Raw genomic sequence first — 18,810 nt, 5'->3', positions numbered from 1 at the left:
ATTGTAGACATGCAGAATGATCTTTTGGATGCTGCCGCCAAGGCGGCAGACTCTTCAACATTGATGACACAGGCAGAAAACCTGCGCGCAGAGTTGAACAAGCACGCACACGCCTATTATGTACTGGATAACCCCAGCGTACCCGATGCTGAATATGACAGATTGTTTTCAGAGCTTAAGCGGCTGGAAGAGACTCATCCTGAATTAAAAACCGTCGATTCACCTACTAACAGGGTGGGCGGGGCACCTTTGCCAGAATTTGGCCAGGTGCAACATGCTGTGCCTATGCTATCGCTGAATAACGGCTTTGAAGACGATGATGTCATCAATTTTGACCGCCGCGCCCGTGAGGGGCTGGATATTCAAAATGAAATTGTCTATGCGATAGATTTGAAGTTTGATGGACTGGCCATCAATCTGCGCTACGTCGATGGCGTCTTTACACAGGCAGCAACGCGTGGTGATGGCTTTACCGGCGAAGATGTCACCGAAAATATTCGCACCATACGCAGCATCCCCCTGCGCTTGAGGGTAGATAATCCGCCAAAGATACTGGACGTGCGTGGCGAAGTATTGATGTTCAAGCGCGATTTTGAAAAACTCAATCAACGCCAGCGAGATGCTGGTGCCAAGGAATTCGCAAATCCACGCAATGCTGCTGCTGGCAGCTTGCGTCAGCTTGATTCAAAGATTACTGCTAAACGCACTTTGAGTTTTTTTGCCTATGGCATAGGTTTGCTGGAAGGCACGAGTATGCCACCTTCTCATCGCGCCTTGCTGGATTGGTATAAGCAGGCAGGCATTCCTGTTTGCGAAGAAAACGCTCTGGTCAGTGGTGCTTCTGGTTTGCTGGAATTTTACAAGGCGATTCAAACCAGACGCGACAATCTGGATTATGAAATTGATGGCGTGGTCTATAAAGTCAATGATTTTGCCAGCCAGCAGTCGCTTGGTTTTGTGTCGCGCGCGCCACGTTTTGCAATCGCTCACAAATTCCCGGCGCAAGAAGCGCTGACGACTGTACTGGATATAGAAGTGCAGGTTGGTAGAACCGGTGCGATCACACCCGTGGCCAGGCTGGCTCCTGTATTTGTTGGTGGCGTCACTGTAACCAATGCGACTCTGCACAATGAAGAAGAGATACAGCGCAAGGATATTCGCATAGGCGATACGGTTTCTGTACGGCGCGCAGGTGATGTCATACCTGAGGTTGTTGCCAGCATACTGGAGAAACGTCCGGCAGATTCGCACCAGTTTGTCATGCCTGTGGAATGCCCGATTTGTGGCTCGCCCATACAAAAACCTGAAGGTGAAGCAATTGCCCGTTGCAGCGGTGGCTGGATAAAATGTACTGCGCAACGTAAGGGGGGCCTGTCGCACTTTGCTTCACGTAAGGCCATGAATATTGATGGTGTAGGAGAGCAGCTCATTGATCAGTTGGTCGACAAGAATGTCGTTACAACTGCCGCAGATTTGTATAAGCTTGGACTACGTGCACTGGTTGAACTTGACCGTATGGCAGAGAAGTCTGCGCAAAATGTATTGAGTGCACTGGAAACATCGAAATTGACCAGTTTCCCGCGCTTTATCTATGCGCTGGGCATACGCCATGTGGGCGAATCGACAGCAAAAGATCTGGCTGCGCATTTTGGCAATACAGACGCATTGATGACGGCGACGGAAGAGCAGTTACTGGAAGTATCAGATGTTGGACCAGTCGTTGCAAAATCTATCTTGCGCTTCTTTTCAGATTCGCTCAATGTGGAGCTGGTAGAGCAACTGCTGGCATCCGGGATACACTGGCCAGCGATCGAAGTGCAAGAAAAAGGTGAGCAAGTCCTGGCAGGCAAGACGCTGGTACTGACGGGTACTTTGCCTACGCTGAGCCGTGATCAGGCGACAGAGATTATAGAAAAAGCCGGTGGAAAAGTCTCAGGATCAGTCTCCAAGAAAACCAGTTATCTGGTCGCTGGTGATGATGCAGGCAGTAAGCTGGTGAAAGCACAAGAATTGGGTATCAATATTTTGACAGAAGCAGAATTGCTTCAACTTTGTTCCGGGAGCTGAAATGAGAAAAATTAAAAAAGCCGTATTTCCAGTGGCAGGTTTGGGTAGCCGCTTCTTACCAGCCACCAAGGCGCAACCAAAAGAGATGTTGCCTATCGTTGATAAGCCACTCATACAGTATGCGGTTGAAGAGGCAGTAGAGGCAGGTATTACTGAAATGGTATTCATCACCGGTAGAAATAAACGGGCGATTGAAGATCATTTTGATAAAGCCTATGAGCTGGAAAGTGAGCTGGAAGCAGCTGGCAAAGAAGCCTTGCTGGATCTGGTCAGGAACGTTATCCCAAAGAACATTAATTGCATTTATATCCGCCAGACAGCAGCTCTCGGTTTGGGCCATGCAGTTTTGTGTGCTCGGCCTGTCATTGGCGATGATCCGTTTGCAGTTTTGCTGGCAGATGACTTGATGGATGCCGATGTCGGGCAACCTTCTGTCATGGCGCAGATGGCTCGTCAGTATGAAGCCGAAGGCGGCAGCATCGTTGCAGTGCAAAACGTGCCGCGTGAATTTACCCGTCAGTACGGTATCGTCAGTGGCACGCCTTACACTGATAGCTTGGAAAGAGTGCAGGGCATCGTTGAAAAACCTATGCCTGATGTAGCCCCGTCCACGCTGGCGGTGGTTGGTCGTTATATTTTGTCTGGCCGTATTTTCTCTTACCTGGAAACTCTGGGCAAAGGTTCTGGTGGCGAAATCCAATTGACTGATGGTATTGCTGCCATGCTCAAAGATTTCCCTGTGTATGCCTTCCGCCCAAATGCAACGCGCTATGACTGTGGCTCAAAACTGGGCTATCTCAAAGCCAGTGTTGCGCTGGGTTTAAAACATAAAGAAACCAGCGCAGAGTTTTCCGAATATCTGCACTCCTTGAAATAAGTAATACTAAAATACGGCCAGATAGAATCTGGCCGTATTTATATACAAATCATTTATTACATTTATTAAACATCTGGTGCACCATGATTCATCCTATCCTGAAAATGGGCGATGCCCGGCTATTAAGAGTTGCAGATCAAGTGACGGCGTTTGACGCGCCAGAATTGCATGAGCTCATCAAGGATATGTTCGAGACCATGATTGCCGCCAATGGCGCAGGTCTGGCGGCACCGCAGATCGGTGTGAACCTGCAACTGGTGATTTTCGGTTTCAAGAACAATCCGCGCTATCCTGATGCCCCTGTCGTACCAGAGACAGTACTCATCAATCCGGTATTGACGCCTCTGTCGGAAGAGACTGATGACGCATGGGAGGGCTGCTTATCCGTCCCTGGCATGCGCGGCCTGGTGCCACGCTGGAGTGCCTTGCGGTATGAGGGTTACGACCAGTTCGGCACACGTATCTCGCGCGAGGTAGATGGCTTTCACGCACGTGTTGTGCAGCATGAATGCGATCATTTGAATGGCATCTTGTACCCTATGCGCATACGTGATTTGACGCAATTTGGTTTTACTGAAGTATTGTTTCCTGAACTTGATCCTAACGACGACGATTGAGTCAATGATTTCCAAACAAAAGGGGCAAGAATTAATATTCTTGCCCCTTTGTTTTTGCAGATACAAACTAGAACTGCTCGTCTTCACGAAGATAGCGCCATTGACCCTCAGGCAATTTACCCAGTTTTATCTTGCCTATGCGCACACGTTTCAGGCCTATGACTTTCAAGCCTACCATGTCGCACATGCGTCTGATCTGGCGCTTCTTGCCTTCACGCAGGATAAAATTCAATTGATCTTCATTTTGCCAGGTGACTTTGGCAGGCAAGAGTTTTTTGCCATCGAGAGACAAGCCATGATTCAGACGGCGCAGGTCTGCATCTGGCAAGCGCCCTGGTTTGCTGTATTGCACGCGCACAAGATATTCCTTTTCCACGACCGTGGTTTCACCTATCAAATGCTTGGCTATGCGACCATCCTGGGTCAATACCAACAAACCGACTGAATCGATATCGAGACGGCCAGCAGGTACCAGGCTACGCAATTGGGTAGGGTGGAACTGCGTATCAACCTCGTCTTCCGCCCAACGGTTTTCTGGTTTTATCAAGGCGATTGCCGGGGTGTAGCCATCTTCGGCCTGGCCGCTGACGAAACCAACGGGCTTATTAATGAGTACAGTCACGCGTTTGGATTGTTCGGCTGCAGCTTGTCTTTCCACAGTCACTTTTTGGTGAGGTAGTACCTTGCTGCCCAGCTCAGAGATTACGGTGCCGTCAACCCGGACCCAGCCACGGGCTATCCATTCATCGGCCTCGCGGCGGGAGCAAAGGCCAAGTTCGGACATACGTTTGGAGAGTCTTACAAGTTCAGTCATGATTCTTTTAGAGTAGACTTACCTGGGTCTGGTTATAAAACAGGCAAGGATGGTGATTATTCGGTTACGGTATTTGCCAGCTTAGATCCTGAGCGCATCCAGCAAATCGGTTTCAAATTGTATCTGGCTGCGGGCACCTTGCAGGGCCTGGCCATCAACGATGAAAACGTCTTCGACCCTTTCGCCAAGGGTCATGATCTTTGCGGTATGTAAATTGATTTTATACTTGGTCAGAATATTTGCAACCGCATACAGCAAGCCATTTCTGTCATTCGCAGAGATGGATAATAAATAATACTGGCCCCGGTCATCAGGCCGTAAATCCACCGTCGGCACAATAGGGAAGGTGCGTGACATGCGTGACAAGCGCCCGGGATTTGGCGGAGACAAAGGAGTCTGACGCGTCAAAATTTCAATCAATTCGTGCTCGATCAAATTAATGATGTCACGATAATTTTTAGCAAAAGCCGGTTCTATTACCAGGAAGGTATCGAGGGCATAACCATTCTTGCTGGTGTGAATTTTTGCATCGAGAATGCCGAAATTCTTGCTGTCAAAATAGTTGCAGATGCGTGCAAACAAGTCAGGCTGGTCTTTGACATACACGGTAATCTGCAAACCTTCACCTATAGGTGATAGACGACATTTCACCACAGGTATCTGGCTGTCTATGCGGTCATGCAAGGCACGTGTCTGCCATGCGATATCGGAGGCGTCATGACGCAGAAAGTAGGCAACATCAAGCTGCTGCCAGAATTTTTCATGCGCGTCAGGTGCCAGGCCATACAAGCGCAAGGCCTTCAGCGCATCTTCCTGGCGATTCTTCAGTTCTCTGTCCTTGCTGGGTGTTTCGCCACCCAGTACACGCAGGGTCATGCGGTACAAGTCTTCCAGTAACTTGCCTTTCCAGGCATTCCAGACCTTGGGACTGGTGCCGCGGATATCTGACACCGTCAACAAATACAAGGCGGTAAGATGACGCTCATCCTTGACCAAATTGGCAAAATTTTGCACTACATCAGGATCTGACAAATCCTGTTTTTGTGCCACATGCGACATGGTAAGGTGTTTTTCGACCAGGAAGATGATCAGCTCGGTATTGGCCTTACTGAGACCGTGGTCGTAGCAGAATTTTTTTGCGTCTGCCATGCCCAGCAGCGAATGATCGCCGCCACGCCCCTTGGCGATATCGTGGAATAAGGCCGCAATATACAAAACCCAGGGTTGATTGAAGTTGGCCATCAACTGGCTGCAGAAAGGATATTCATGCGCATGTTCAGGCATGGTAAAACGGCGCAAATTGCGCACTACCATGAGGATATGCTGGTCTACTGTATATGCATGAAACAGGTCATGTTGCATCTGGCCTATGATGCGACGGAAATTCGGCAGATAGCGTCCGAGTATGCTCATCTGATTCATACGCCTCAAAGCATGCGTGATGCCTTGTGGTGATTGCAGAATTTGCAGGAACAGCGAGCGATTAAAGATGTCATGCCGGAATTCGGCGTCAATCAGCAAGCGTGCATGCCAGAGTGCGCGCAAGGTCCTGGCTGTCATACCCTTGAGTTCACCATGTCTGGCCATGGCCAGAAATACTTCCAGTATGGTCGATGGATTTGCTTCAAAGGTATCATCTCTCGCGATATCAATGAAGCCGTTCACCTCATTGAAATGCTCATTGATGGGTCGGGGTACTGAGGGCTGCGGAAACAATACGGCTTCGATATTTTGCAGCAATACCGTATTGAGTTGGGTAACCGCCTTGGCAGCCCAGTAATAGCGCTGCATCAGGTATTCGCTGGCGCGTCTGGATTCTGTGGTCTTGAAGCCAAAGGTTTCTGCTATCGGCGTCTGTATATCAAAAATCAGGCGATCTTCCCGGCGGCCCGCATAGATATGCAGTCGTATGCGTATGTCTTTGAAGGCGCGTTCATTGCGTTTCAACTGACGTGCTTCAGCATCAGTGATCAGGCCACGCTCTGCCAGTTCGCGCCATGAGTTACCCAGATTTGCTGCCTTGGCGACCCAGAGTATGACTTGCAAGTCCCTCAGTCCGCCTGGGCTTTCTTTGCAGTTTGGTTCCAGGCTATAGGGAGTATCCTCATATTTGACGTGCCGCTGTTGCAGTTCCAGGAGTTTTTCCTGGAAAAATTTTTGCGGCTGCATGGCTTCCGCATACTGCTGCTGCATTTCCTTGAATAATTTACGGCTTCCAGTGACCAGGCGTGCTTCCAGCAGGCTGGTTTGCACAGTTATGTCTGCCGCAGATTCCTGCATGCATTCATCAATGGTGCGTATGCTGTGACCTATATCCAGGCCTATGTCCCAGAAAAGTTGTACCAGTTTTTCCAGCTTGTCGCGAAAGGCCGCGTCTGGCCTTTGTTGTAGCAAAATCAGGACATCGACGTCGGAGTAGGGGAACAACTCACCACGACCATAGCCACCGACAGCTACCAGTGCAGCCTCTTTTGGAAAATCAAAATAACGCCAGATTTTGCTGAGCTGCTGATCGACATTGCGACACAAATCATGCAGCAGTTGCTCTGCCTTATGATTTTCCTTGAACGCATTGATGACGATCAGTTGCGCTGATTTCAACTCTTCCTTGAAAGAGAGTGCCGGTGTATGCATGTGGCCAGAGCCTTAATCGAATTTAAGCGAGTTTGATGAAATCTGGAATAGGTGGGTAGCCTGCCGACAAGGTCAGTACTTCATAACCAGTTTCTGTGACCAGAACAGTATGCTCCCACTGGGCCGACAGACTGCGATCCTTGGTTTTGATGGTCCAGCCATCCGGCATTTCCTTAATGTCACGGCGACCAGCATTGACCATGGGCTCTACAGTGAAAATCATGCCTGGTAGTAATTTCTCCATGGTGCCAGGTTTGCCGTAATGCATAACCTGCGGCGCTTCATGGAAAATCTTGCCTATGCCATGACCACAAAATTCGCGCACGATGCTATAGCCAGCTCTTTCAGCATGCTGTTGTATGACATGGCCGATATCACCCAGGTGAGCACCTGGCTTGATTTTATCTATGCCCAGCCACATGCATTCATAAGTGATGGCATTAAGACGTTTAGACAAGATGGATGGCTCACCCAGTAAGAACATGCGGCTGGTATCGCCATGGTAACCATTCTTGATGACAGTAATATCCAGATTGACTGAGTCACCATCTTTGAGGACTTTATCGCCTGGTATGCCATGACAAATCACATCATTGACTGATGTGCAAATCGCTTTTGGATAAGGTGTATAGCCTGGTGGGCAATAGTTCAACGGAGCAGGGATGGTGCCTTGCACATTGACCATGAATTCATGGCATAAGCGATCAAGTTCGCCCGTGCTGATGCCTACTTTGACAAATGGCGTGATGTAATCAAGGACTTCCGAAGCCAGTTTGCCAGCGATGCGCATGCCGGCGATATCTTCCGGCGTCTTTATAGTGATAGCTTCCATACGTTTTCTTGTCGTTTGCCAAGACTTGCGTATTGCGTAGCGAGTAGATGACTTTCACCTGACATTTTGCCAGGCGTCGCCAGGTTCGCTTGCCAATTACGGTCTTGGGCTGTGTAAAATTGCGAAAGTGTTGCAGAACCGGAATTATAGTCCATGAAAGGCAGCGCCGTATTGCTCCCAGCATTATGCTCATCAACGAATCACTTGAGGAAAGTACTATTTTCATAGTAGAATAGATGGTTAGCTTGTAGATGTATAGAAATGCGGTACTTGCTAATTTATATTTTATCAATCGAATCCGGTCGAAAAGGGTGTCTTGCAGCGCTAAATTAATAGTAGCTATTAATTTGCTCAGATCACTGGCTGGATTCAAGACCTAACCCTGGAGTTATTATGTCTGTAACAATGCGTGAAATGCTGGAAGCTGGTGTGCACTTTGGTCACCAAACTCGTTTTTGGAATCCAAAAATGGCACCGTACATCTTCGGCCATCGCAACAAGATTCATATCGTCAACCTGGAAAAAACCCTGGCAATGTACCAGGATGCGATGAAATACATCCGTCAGTTGTCTTCCAATCGCGGCACAGTGTTGATGGTTGGCACTAAGCGCCAATCCCGTGACATCATCGCAGCTGAAGCGCAGCGTGCTGGCATGCCTTTCGTTGATCAACGCTGGTTGGGTGGTATGTTGACTAACTTCAAAACAGTCAAAACATCCATCAAGCGTTTGAAAGACATGGAAGCGTCCATCGAAGACGGTTCCGTTGAGAAACTGTCCAAAAAAGAAGCCCTGATGTTCCAGCGCGAAATGATTAAGCTGCAAAAATCCATCGGTGGTATCAAGGATATGGGCGGCGTTCCTGATGCAATTTTCGTAGTCGACGTTGGCTACCACAAAGGTGCGATCACTGAAGCAGCGAAACTGGGCATCCCGGTTATCGGCGTGGTTGATACTAACCACTCCCCAGAAGGTGTTGCATACATCATCCCAGGTAATGATGACTCCTCCAAAGCGATCGCTTTGTATGCTCGCGGCGTTGCCGATTCCATCCTGGAAGGCCGTGCAAACGCAGTAAATGAAGTTTTGGAAGCTGTTAAGCCAGGCTCTGATGAGTTTGTAGAAGTAGAACAAGCTTAATTGCCTGTTCTGGCACATGGTTTCAAGCTGCCGATGGCGGCTTGAAACAAAAAATGGGGCAACAGTCGTTCGCCCTTTTTTTTAAACAAAATTTGATATCGGTGCCTGCGTGGCACCATTGAACTAGGAGAATGACATGGCGGCAATTACAGCAGCTTTGGTAGGTGCACTGCGCGCGAAGACAGACGCGCCGATGATGGAATGTAAAAAAGCCCTGACAGAAGCGGAAGGCGATATGGACCGTGCGGAAGAAATTCTGCGTGTGAAATTGGGTAGCAAAGCTTCCAAAGCATCTTCCCGTATTACTGCGGAAGGCGTTGTCGCATCTCACATAGCTGGTAATGTTGGCTCTCTGATCGAAGTTAACTGTGAAACAGACTTCGTCACCAAGAATGATGATTTCTTGGCGCTGGCAAATACTTGCGCGAAACTGATCGCTGAACACAACCCAGCTGACATCTCAGCTTTGGGTGCGCTGCCACTGGATGGTAAAACAGTTGAAGAAGTGCGCGCAGCACTGGTTGGTAAAATCGGCGAAAACATGTCTTTCCGTCGTTTCGTTCGTTTTGACACAACTGCCAAACTGGTTTCTTATTTGCACGGCACACGTATTGGCGTTGTTGTTGAATTTGATGGCGCGGATGAGCAAGTTGGTAAAGACGTAGCGATGCACATCGCTGCGATGAAACCAGTATCCTTGTCTTCTGACCAGGTGCCTGCTGATCTGATCGAAAAAGAGCGCTCTGTAGCGGCTCTGAAAGCAGCAGAATCTGGCAAGCCAGCAGAGATCGTTGAAAAAATGGTTGAAGGTTCCGTACAGAAATTCTTGAAAGAAGTTTCTTTGCTGAATCAAACATTTGTCAAGAATGACAAGCAAACAGTTGAGCAGATGTTGAAATCTGTTAATACAACTGTCAAAGCATTCACCATGTTCGTTGTTGGTGAAGGCATTGAGAAGAAGCAAGATGACTTCGCCGCGGAAGTGGCAGCGCAAGTGGCTGCAGCAAAACAAGCGTAATTGGCGAAATAAAAAAACGGGCCGAAAGGCCCGTTTTTTTAAACCCAGCGATTGTAAGTATTTGTGTCTGAGCATCAAATTTGCGTATTCAGGTGTAAATATGAACGCATGGTGCTCCATTTGCTTTGTGTATTGCCTGACCGGGCTAGTTTGCAAATCAAATGGTTATTGAAGAGTCTTATCCAGGCTGTTTCATCCAGTACGCATTTCTTTTAAACTATTTAAACTACCAGAAGGAGTCCTATCATGACAAAACCTGCTTACAAGCGTGTGCTCTTGAAGCTCTCTGGCGAGGCCCTGATGGGCGATGATCCGTTTGGCATTAACCGTGCGACTATTGAGCGCATGGTGGCCGATGTGGCTGAAGTATCGAGGATGGGTGTCGAGTTAGCTATCGTCATTGGCGGCGGTAATATTTTCCGTGGCGTCGCGCCTGGTGCGCAGGGTATGGACAGAGCTACTGCTGACTACATGGGGATGTTGGCCACCGTCATGAATGCCCTGGCATTGTCAGATGCCATGCGTCAGGTCGGCCTGACTTCGCGCGTCATGTCAGCGATCGCGATTGATCAGGTTGTTGAACCTTATGTGCGCCCAAAAGCCTTGCAATACCTCGAAGAGGGCAAGGTCATTGTTTTTGCTGCAGGAACTGGCAATCCTTTCTTTACTACCGACACTGCAGCAGCTTTGCGCGGTTCGGAAATCGGCGCTGAAATCGTCCTGAAAGCGACCAAGGTCGACGGTGTCTATACCGCTGATCCTAAAAAGGATGCCACGGCCACACGCTATACGACGATTTCATTTGATGAAGCCATTGCACGTCACCTGCAAGTCATGGATGCAACTGCCTTTGCGCTTTGCCGTGATCAGAAGCTGCCTATCAAGGTATTTTCCATCATCAAACCGGGGGCATTGAAGAATGTCATTCTGGGGGCAGACGAAGGCACCTTAGTGCACGTATAATCCTGCACTTCGGATTGTTTCATATTAATTCGGCAAGGAGCGCGGCAAGACCCGTCGCTCGTGCCCAGATGTACAGGAGAGCGCTATGAGCGTAGCAGAGATTAAAAAAAGTTCTGACCAGCGTATGCAAAAGTCTATTGAGACTTTAAAGGCTGATTTGTCTAAAGTACGTACCGGTCGCGCCCATACCGGCATTCTGGATCATGTCCAGGTTGATTACTACGGAACACCTACCCACATTACCCAAGTTGCCAACGTTACTTTGATCGATGCGCGGACGATTGGTGTGCAGCCTTGGGAAAAGAAAATGCTGGGCGCGATTGAAAAAGCAATCCGTGATGCTGATCTGGGTTTGAATCCATCATCTCAGGGTGAGCTGATCCGTGTGCCAACTCCGCCATTGACTGAAGAACGCCGTAAGGAAATGGTCAAGTTGGTCAAGACTGAAGGCGAGAGCGCCAAGATCGCCATTCGCAATATTCGTCGTGATTCCAATGAATCCTTGAAGAAGTTGCTCAAAGAAAAAGAATGCTCGGAAGATGATGAGCGTCGTGCGCAAGATGACATCCAGAAACTGACAGACAAGTTTGTTGCAGAAGTGGACAAGTTGCTGGCTGACAAAGAAAAAGAAGTGTTGACAGTTTAAGTCGTCGCCCGCGTATCAACACATTCTGGATTTACATGACCCATACAAGTTCTACCAAGGAAATTCCGGCAGTTGGCGCAATTCCTAAACATATCGCAATTATTATGGACGGCAACGGGCGCTGGGCAACCAAGCGCTTTTTGCCGCGTGTCGCTGGTCATGTCAAGGGCGTGGAGGCTGTCAGAGGTATGGTCGAAGCCTGTGCCAAGCGCGGCGTTTCATACCTGACCTTGTTTGCCTTCAGTTCGGAAAACTGGCGCCGGCCCGCTGAAGAAGTGTCATTATTGATGCGCCTGTTTGTCACCGCTCTTGAAAAAGAAGTGGCCAAGATGCACGCCAATAATATACGTTTGAAAGTGGTTGGTGACCTCACTCGCTTTGATGCCCACTTGCAGAAAATGATTATTGCTGCTGAGGAAAAAACAGCAAATAATCAAGGGCTTACTGTGACTATTTGCGCCAATTATGGCGGGCGCTGGGACATTATTCAAGCCATGAACCGCTTGCAAAAAGATCGTCTTGTTCCAGGGCAAGCAGCGCAGGAAGTGACAGAAGAACAGCTTGCTGCTTATCTGTCCATGGCATATGCGCCGGAGCCTGATTTGTTTATCCGTACTGGTGGGGAAACACGTATTTCCAATTTCCTGCTGTGGCAACTTGCGTATAGTGAATTCTATTTTACTGATACCTTTTGGCCAGATTTCGATGCTGATGCACTGGATATATCCATACAATCTTACCAAAACCGCGAGCGTCGTTTTGGCAGGACCAGTGCGCAAGTGACCGAACAAACTTCCACACAAGAAAGCAAGTAATGCTGAAAACCCGTGTATTGACTGCCCTGGTTCTATTGGCGATCTTGCTGCCAGTCCTATATTCGGCAAATTTTTATGCCTTTACTGCGCTGGCCCTGGCATTTTTTGCGGCCGCAATGTGGGAGTGCCAGCGCCTGTTCAAAAAACCTGCTCCAGTTGTCATGGCGGTACTTTGGACAGGCTTGCTGGCATATTGTTTGTTCCATTTAAAGGATTTTTCCTATCTGCTGCTGTTCGCGCTGAGCACTGCCTTCTGGGCACTCAGACTGGTCCCGACTTTAGCCCGGGGATTGCCAGAAGCGCATAATTTTTCCAGTGGCATACTGAGCGCCTTGTATGGCATCAGCATTTTTGCCTGCTTTGTGGCAATTGCTGTTTTCTTTCAGCAATCACCCATGTATCTGTTTTCTGTCATGGCTATTGTCTGGATTGCCGACATTGCTGCCTATTTTTCTGGCAAAGCCTTTGGCAAACGCAAGCTCGCACCGACCATTTCCCCGGGTAAATCCTGGGAGGGTGCAATTGGCGGCTGGATCTGTGTATTGGTACTTGCTTCGGCAACTAGTTTTGTTCCTGCTTTGCAAGACACTTTTACCGCCCAATTGTTGGTTAGAAAAGGCTGGCTCATCTTTGTAGGTGCCATGACTTTAATCACAGCGGCAAGTGTCGTAGGGGATTTGTTCGAGTCATCCCTGAAGCGTCGTGTTGGCATGAAGGATAGCAGCAATCTTTTGCCTGGGCATGGCGGGGTCCTGGATAGGATAGATGCACTGATTCCTGTTCTTCCTCTTGCTGCCTTAGTGGATTTGTGGCGATAAATCACATGCAAAAAAAACAGCAGCTTTGCATATTGGGTGCGACCGGTTCCATCGGTGTTTCTACTTTGGATGTGGTGGCTCGTCATCCCGAGCGTTATGGTGTTTTTGCCCTTACTGCACATACCCAGGTAAAAAAACTCGCTGAGCAGTGCGCGCAGTTTTTGCCTCAGATCGCAGTCGTCGGCACCGCAAAGGCTGCTGATGAACTGGCCGCCCTGTTAAAAGAAAAGCATTTGCCGCAAATCCAGATATTATTTGGCCCTAAGGCTTTGTGCGCTGTCGCTAGTGCTAGTGAGTGCGATAGCGTAATGGCAGCTATCGTCGGTGCGGCTGGCTTGCCTGCTTCACTGGCAGCGGCAATAGCAGGTAAAAAAGTTTTGCTGGCAAACAAAGAAGCGCTGGTTATGTCAGGCCAGTTGTTTATTGATGCCATCAAAGACAGTGGCGCTGCTTTGCTGCCTATTGATAGCGAGCATAATGCCATTTTCCAATGCTTGCCCGGTAACTATAATCGCCAACCTGGTCAGCATGGTATTCATAAGATATTGCTTACAGCTTCAGGTGGCCCATTTTTGAACCGGGATGTAAATACACTTGATGATGTTACGCCTGAGCAGGCAGTGGCACACCCCAATTGGGTGATGGGGCGCAAGATATCAGTCGATTCAGCGACAATGATGAATAAAGGCCTTGAAGTGATAGAAGCACACTGGTTGTTTGCTACTCCGGCTGAGCAGATCGAAGTCGTGATTCATCCACAGAGTGTTATTCATTCCATGGTTTCCTATACCGATGGTTCTGTGCTGGCACAGATGGGCAACCCTGATATGCGCATACCTATTGCTTATGGCATGGCTTATCCTGAACGTATAGCCTCCGGTGTGGCCCCACTGGATTTGTTGAAGGTGTCCAGCCTGAATTTCATCAAACCAGATTTTCAGCGTTTCCCATGCCTGCAATTGGCCTATGACGCTTTAAGAGAAGGTAAATCTGCAGCAATTATATTGAACGCAAGTAATGAGATTGCTGTCCAAGCGTTTTTGGAGAAAAGAATAGGGTTCCGCATGATCAATCAGATCATTGAGCGTACGCTGTGCAAGGTGGTGGCAACAGAAACGCCAGATCTGGAGAGCATACTTGCCTGTGATGCTGAGGCGCGTCGTGTTACTGAGGCAATGCTCCCCTTATGATTGTCTTACACGACACTTTGGCCTTTCTGGTGACCTTGGGCATACTGGTCACTATCCATGAGTTGGGGCACTATGTCGTTGCACGCTGGTGCGGCGTCAAGGTTTTGCGCTTTTCTCTAGGTATGGGTAAAGTCATTTACTCAAAACGTATGGGCAAAGACCAAACTGAATGGGCTATTTCCATACTGCCGCTGGGTGGATATGTCAAAATGCTGGATGCCCGTGAAATGGGAGCTGATAATATCGACCCTGGCGAGTTATCCCGCGAATTTTGTCATCAATCGGTCTGGAAGCGCATTGCCATCGTCGCTGCGGGTCCGATAGCCAATTTTTTATTGGCCATTTTTCTTTATACGGTCTTGTTCGTTCACGGTGTGCCAGAACCTGTTGCCAAAGCTCGTGTTAGTTCAGAATCTTCTATTGCCTACAAGGCGGGTCTGCGTCATGGCGACTTGATTACTGCCATCAATGGTGAACAAATACAAAGCTGGTCTGAATTTCGCTGGAAAATGATGCAGGCTGGCATTAGTAATCGTAATCCGGTCTTGGAAGTGCAGCGTGTTCATTCCGGACAAGGCAATAGCAATAAGCCACTTTCCATCGAAATTCCTCTTCATCAACTATCCTCCAGGGAAGCCGATACTGATATTTTGCTGCATCTTGGCTTGAATCTTGCTGGTAGTGCTGAAGTGATCTTGGAAGATTTTTTGCCAGATAGCCCTGCAATGCGTGCTGGTTTGCAGGCCGGTGACCGCATTCTAGAAATTGGACAAAAACCTCTGCTTGATGCCATAGATTTCCGGCAAATCGTCAACGCCAATCCGGATAAGCCGTTGAAGCTCTTGGTTCAACGGAAAGGTAATAAGTTTGAGGCAGAAGTCACTCCTGTAAGTCAGGAAACCAACGGGCAAACAGTGGGTTTGATGAAAGTGAAATTGCGACCCGTCACATTTGACATGACGATAGTGCAGGCAAATCCTCTGAAGGCATTCATAAAATCCGTTGAAAAAACCTGGGATACCAGCATCTTTAGCCTCAAAATGATAGGCAAAATGCTGACTGGAAGTGCTTCCCTGAAACATATAACCGGGCCTTTGACGATAGCTGATTATGCAGGACAGACTTCACGGACCGGCTTGATTACCTATCTGAGCTTTATCGCCGTCATCAGTATCAGTCTGGGTGTTATGAATTTGCTTCCCATACCGGTATTGGATGGTGGGTATTTGTTGTATTATTCGCTGGAAGTTTTGACAGGGAAACCTTTGCATGATCGTTATATCGAAGTGGGGAAGCAAGCAGGACTTTTTTTGCTATTGATGATGATGGCAATAGCTTTTTTTAATGACATTGTCCGACTGATACCATACTTTGGCAGACTAATGTCATAATAGTCGGCTTGATGACAGAAACTCATTTCAGATAGCAATATTGAGAGTATTGAAAGAAATTTATACCCAATGAAATTACATATCGAGCAGTTCACTTTAGCCCATTTTCGTCGTCGTGCTTTATCTCTGGCCGCACTTGCGCTTTGTACAGGGAGTGCGCTCGCGATTGAGCCGTTCACCGTTAGAGATATAAGAGTAGAAGGCTTGCAACGGACGGAGGCCGGTACTGTATTTAGCTATTTGCCTGTCAAAGTCGGTGAAGTATTTGATGATGCAAAAAGTACAACTGCAATCAAATCCCTGTATGCGACAGGCTTTTTCAAGGATGTTCAGATAGAAGCGCAGGATGGCATCCTGATTGTATTGCTGGAAGAACGCCCAACCATCGCTGGTGTGGAATTTACGGGCACCAAAGAATTTGAAAAAGATGCCCTGGTCAAGGCATTGAAAGATATTGGCGTTGGTGAGTCGCGCATTTTTGATAAGGCGACTGTAGACCGCGCCGAGCAAGAATTAAAACGCCAATACTTGTCCAAAGGCTTGTATGGCATGCAAATTACCACCACGATCACACCTATAGAACGTAATCGTGTGAATGTTACTTTTGCGGTCGATGAAGGCGAAGTTGCCAAAATCGCGCAAATCAATATTATCGGGAACAAGGCTTTTTCCGATGGTGAAATTCGTGATTTGTTGACGTTGACGACACCAGGCTGGTTTACCTGGTACACCAAAGCCGATCAGTATTCCAAACAAAAACTGTCTGGTGATATAGAAACTCTGCGTTCTTTTTACCAAAACCGTGGTTATCTGGAAATGCAAATCTTGTCCACGCAGATTTCCATCACCCCGGATAAAAAAGATATCTACATCACCATCAACCTGGACGAAGGTGATAAATATACGGTTTCTGATATCAAGCTTGAAGGTGATACCCTGGGGCGCGAAGAGGAACTGGCGGCACTGCTTCTGCTCAAGAGCGGCAATATCTATAATGCTGCACGTCTGACCGAGAGCACTAAACGCATTTCTGAACGCATGGGTAATTTTGGTTATGCCTTTGCTAACGTGAATGCCAATCCGGTCTTGAATAAAGAAAAGAAAGAAGTCGCATTTACCATTTTTGTCGATCCAGGCAAGCGTGTCTATGTCCGTCGTATCAATCTGGCAGGTAATACGCGTACACGTGACGAAGTTATCCGTCGCGAATTCCGTCAGTTTGAAAGTTCATGGTATGACGGTGAAAAAATCAAAACTTCACGTGATCGTGTTGAGCGCCTTGGCTATTTTAAAGATGTCACAATAGAAACGCCTGAAGTGCCAACCAGTGTTGATCAAGTCGATGTCAATTTGACCGTGACAGAAAAACCTACTGGTAACCTGATGTTTGGTGCGGGCTATTCTAGTGCAGAAAAATTGACACTGACCGGCTCCATCCAGCAGGCCAATGCTTTTGGTAGTGGTGATACGATAGGCCTGGACATTAATACCAGTCGCCAAAACCGTACCATCGCCGTGGCGCATACCGACCCCTACTTTACCGACGATGGCGTTAGCCGTAATGTTGAATTGTATTTGCGCACGACTCGCCCTATCATCGGTAGCAGTGGTGACTACAAAATTCAAACTACAGGCGGTGCCTTGCGTTTTGGCGTTCCATTCTCTGAAGTCGATACTGTATTCTTTGGCCTCGGTTTTGAACGTACCAAGGTTGAAACTTATTATTTGAGTCCCTCACGCTATTTGCAATATGTCGCCGACTATGGCAATGGCAGCAAAGATATCAATAACATTAATTATGGTATCGGTGAAGCCGTAACCAACTCTTATCCTTTGACTGCTGCATGGCAGAGGGATAGCCGGGACAGCGTATTGACACCAACGATAGGTCGCTATCAGCGTGCCAATCTGGAGCTGGCTGCTTTCGGTAGTTTTAAATACTATCGTGCAATTTACAATGCACAATTATTCCAACCTATATACCGCTCGGTTGTTTTGGCATTGAATGGTGAAATTGACTATGGACATGGTTTGGGTGGCAAACCTTTCCCATTGTTTAAAAATTTCTATGCTGGTGGTATAGGCTCAGTGCGTGGTTATGAACCTTCCTCATTGGGTACCAGGGATCCAGCCGGCGATGCACTTGGCGGTTCGACCAGAGTGCTGGCCAACGTAGAATTGCAAATACCTTTCCCAGGTGCTGACAAGTCCTTGCGCTGGTTCACTTTTGTGGACGGTGGCAATGTATTTGACGAAGGGCAAAAAATCAGGCCAAAAGACTTACGCTTTTCTGCTGGTATAGGTATAAGCTGGATATCGCCAGTTGGCCCGTTGAAATTGAGCTTCGGTAAAGCTTTGAACGCCAAACCGGAAGACAAGAAGCAAACATTCCAGTTCCAGATGGGAACAGGCTTCTAATTGTTTTTGCTTGGCTATATTTTGTTTTAGTACGTGTTACGGAGATTATTTTGAGTCAACATACTACCCCGACCAAATTGTTGCAACGCTTGATGGTTTGTGCGGCTTGCGTTTTCAGCGTGGCTCAAGCTCAGGCGCAGGACACCAGAATAGCTATCTTTGATTCTCAAAGGGTGATGCGAGAATCCGTGCCAGCAAAAGCGGCAGAAGCCAAACTGAAAGTTGAATTTCAAAAGCGTGGCGAAGAGTTGGAAAATTTGGCAAAGAAATTAAAGGCAACAGCTGAAAAGTATGAGAAAGATGCGCCTTTATTGTCAGAAGCGGACCGTGTTGTACGCCAACGTGAGATCACTGAGCTGGACCAAACCTTTAAACGCAAGCAACGATCTTACAACGAAGATGTGAATCAGCGTCAGAATGAAGAGATTGCGTCACTTGTAGAGCGTGCGCAAAAAGTGATCAAGCAAATCGCAGAAGTTGAAAAAATTGATCTGGTCTTGCAAGACTCTGTCTATCATAGTGCCCGTATCGACATTACTGACAAAGTTCTCAAAGCACTCTCTAAATAAT

Annotated in this window: 16 protein-coding genes; 13 read left to right on the top strand and 3 right to left on the bottom strand. The window is 47.9% G+C overall.

The window, feature by feature from the left end; all coding sequences use genetic code 11:
• Window positions 1-9 precede the first annotated feature (9 nt).
• The 3 genes from ligA to def all read left to right on the top strand — a co-directional run bounded on the left by ligA (window position 10) and on the right by def (window position 3,561).
• Entirely contained in the window at window positions 10-2,067 is a 2,058-nt protein-coding gene (gene ligA / locus Q8K39_RS10555; protein WP_305259977.1) for an NAD-dependent DNA ligase LigA, read from the top strand.
• 1 nt (window position 2,068) lies between these two features.
• A complete protein-coding gene (gene galU / locus Q8K39_RS10550) occupies window positions 2,069-2,944 on the top strand; it encodes a UTP--glucose-1-phosphate uridylyltransferase GalU (protein ID WP_305259975.1) in 876 nt (291 codons plus the stop codon).
• 83 nt (window positions 2,945-3,027) lie between these two features.
• Window positions 3,028-3,561, top strand: coding sequence for a peptide deformylase (gene def / locus Q8K39_RS10545; RefSeq protein WP_305259973.1), 534 nt, complete (start codon window positions 3,028-3,030; stop codon window positions 3,559-3,561).
• Between the two features lie 67 nt (window positions 3,562-3,628).
• Here the strand turns inward: def and Q8K39_RS10540 are convergent, their stop codons facing one another.
• The 3 genes from Q8K39_RS10540 to map form a co-directional block, all read right to left on the bottom strand.
• The gene (locus Q8K39_RS10540; protein WP_110253521.1) at window positions 3,629-4,375 is read right to left on the bottom strand and encodes a pseudouridine synthase; all 747 of its coding nucleotides are present in this window, start codon (window positions 4,373-4,375) and stop codon (window positions 3,629-3,631) included.
• A gap of 81 nt (window positions 4,376-4,456) precedes the next feature.
• Window positions 4,457-7,009 (bottom strand): [protein-PII] uridylyltransferase, encoded by a 2,553-nt coding sequence (locus Q8K39_RS10535; RefSeq protein WP_305259969.1) that lies wholly within the window; start codon window positions 7,007-7,009, stop codon window positions 4,457-4,459.
• A gap of 22 nt (window positions 7,010-7,031) precedes the next feature.
• The gene (gene map, locus Q8K39_RS10530) at window positions 7,032-7,841 is read right to left on the bottom strand and encodes a type I methionyl aminopeptidase (RefSeq protein WP_305259967.1); all 810 of its coding nucleotides are present in this window, start codon (window positions 7,839-7,841) and stop codon (window positions 7,032-7,034) included.
• Between the two features lie 393 nt (window positions 7,842-8,234).
• Between map and rpsB the strand changes: the two genes are divergently transcribed.
• From rpsB to Q8K39_RS10480, 10 genes are all read left to right on the top strand, one after another.
• Entirely contained in the window at window positions 8,235-8,981 is a 747-nt protein-coding gene (rpsB, locus tag Q8K39_RS10525; RefSeq protein ID WP_110253518.1) for a 30S ribosomal protein S2, read from the top strand.
• Window positions 8,982-9,117: 136 nt separating this feature from the next.
• Window positions 9,118-9,999, top strand: coding sequence for a translation elongation factor Ts (gene tsf / locus Q8K39_RS10520; RefSeq protein WP_305259964.1), 882 nt, complete (start codon window positions 9,118-9,120; stop codon window positions 9,997-9,999).
• 246 nt (window positions 10,000-10,245) lie between these two features.
• Window positions 10,246-10,962, top strand: coding sequence for a UMP kinase (gene pyrH / locus Q8K39_RS10515; protein WP_162041352.1), 717 nt, complete (start codon window positions 10,246-10,248; stop codon window positions 10,960-10,962).
• A gap of 85 nt (window positions 10,963-11,047) precedes the next feature.
• The gene (gene frr / locus Q8K39_RS10510) at window positions 11,048-11,608 is read left to right on the top strand and encodes a ribosome recycling factor (protein ID WP_186951392.1); all 561 of its coding nucleotides are present in this window, start codon (window positions 11,048-11,050) and stop codon (window positions 11,606-11,608) included.
• 35 nt (window positions 11,609-11,643) lie between these two features.
• Window positions 11,644-12,423: an isoprenyl transferase gene (locus Q8K39_RS10505; protein ID WP_305259960.1), complete on the top strand. Its 780-nt coding sequence runs from the start codon at window positions 11,644-11,646 to the stop codon at window positions 12,421-12,423.
• Complete coding sequence (locus Q8K39_RS10500) at window positions 12,423-13,241, top strand: phosphatidate cytidylyltransferase (RefSeq protein WP_305259958.1); 819 nt, start codon at window positions 12,423-12,425, stop codon at window positions 13,239-13,241. The genes Q8K39_RS10505 and Q8K39_RS10500 overlap by 1 nt, the downstream gene beginning before the upstream one ends.
• 5 nt (window positions 13,242-13,246) lie before the next feature.
• Window positions 13,247-14,431: a 1-deoxy-D-xylulose-5-phosphate reductoisomerase gene (gene ispC, locus Q8K39_RS10495; RefSeq protein WP_305259957.1), complete on the top strand. Its 1,185-nt coding sequence runs from the start codon at window positions 13,247-13,249 to the stop codon at window positions 14,429-14,431.
• Window positions 14,428-15,822, top strand: a complete 1,395-nt coding sequence (rseP, locus tag Q8K39_RS10490) for an RIP metalloprotease RseP (RefSeq protein ID WP_305259956.1) — start codon at window positions 14,428-14,430, stop codon at window positions 15,820-15,822. Before ispC ends, rseP begins: the two co-directional genes overlap by 4 nt.
• Before the next feature lie 69 nt (window positions 15,823-15,891).
• Complete coding sequence (gene bamA, locus Q8K39_RS10485; RefSeq protein WP_305259955.1) at window positions 15,892-18,240, top strand: outer membrane protein assembly factor BamA; 2,349 nt, start codon at window positions 15,892-15,894, stop codon at window positions 18,238-18,240.
• A 92-nt stretch (window positions 18,241-18,332) separates the two neighbouring features.
• Window positions 18,333-18,809 carry an OmpH family outer membrane protein gene (locus Q8K39_RS10480; protein WP_305260323.1) on the top strand — a complete coding sequence of 159 codons (477 nt, stop codon included), beginning with the start codon at window positions 18,333-18,335 and terminating at the stop codon, window positions 18,807-18,809.
• Window position 18,810 lies beyond the last annotated feature (1 nt).

It is taken from the genome of Undibacterium sp. (assembly GCF_030683615.1).
Taxonomy (GTDB): domain Bacteria; phylum Pseudomonadota; class Gammaproteobacteria; order Burkholderiales; family Burkholderiaceae_D; genus Undibacterium; species Undibacterium umbellatum.
This window is presented reverse-complemented; position numbering and strand designations above follow the sequence as displayed.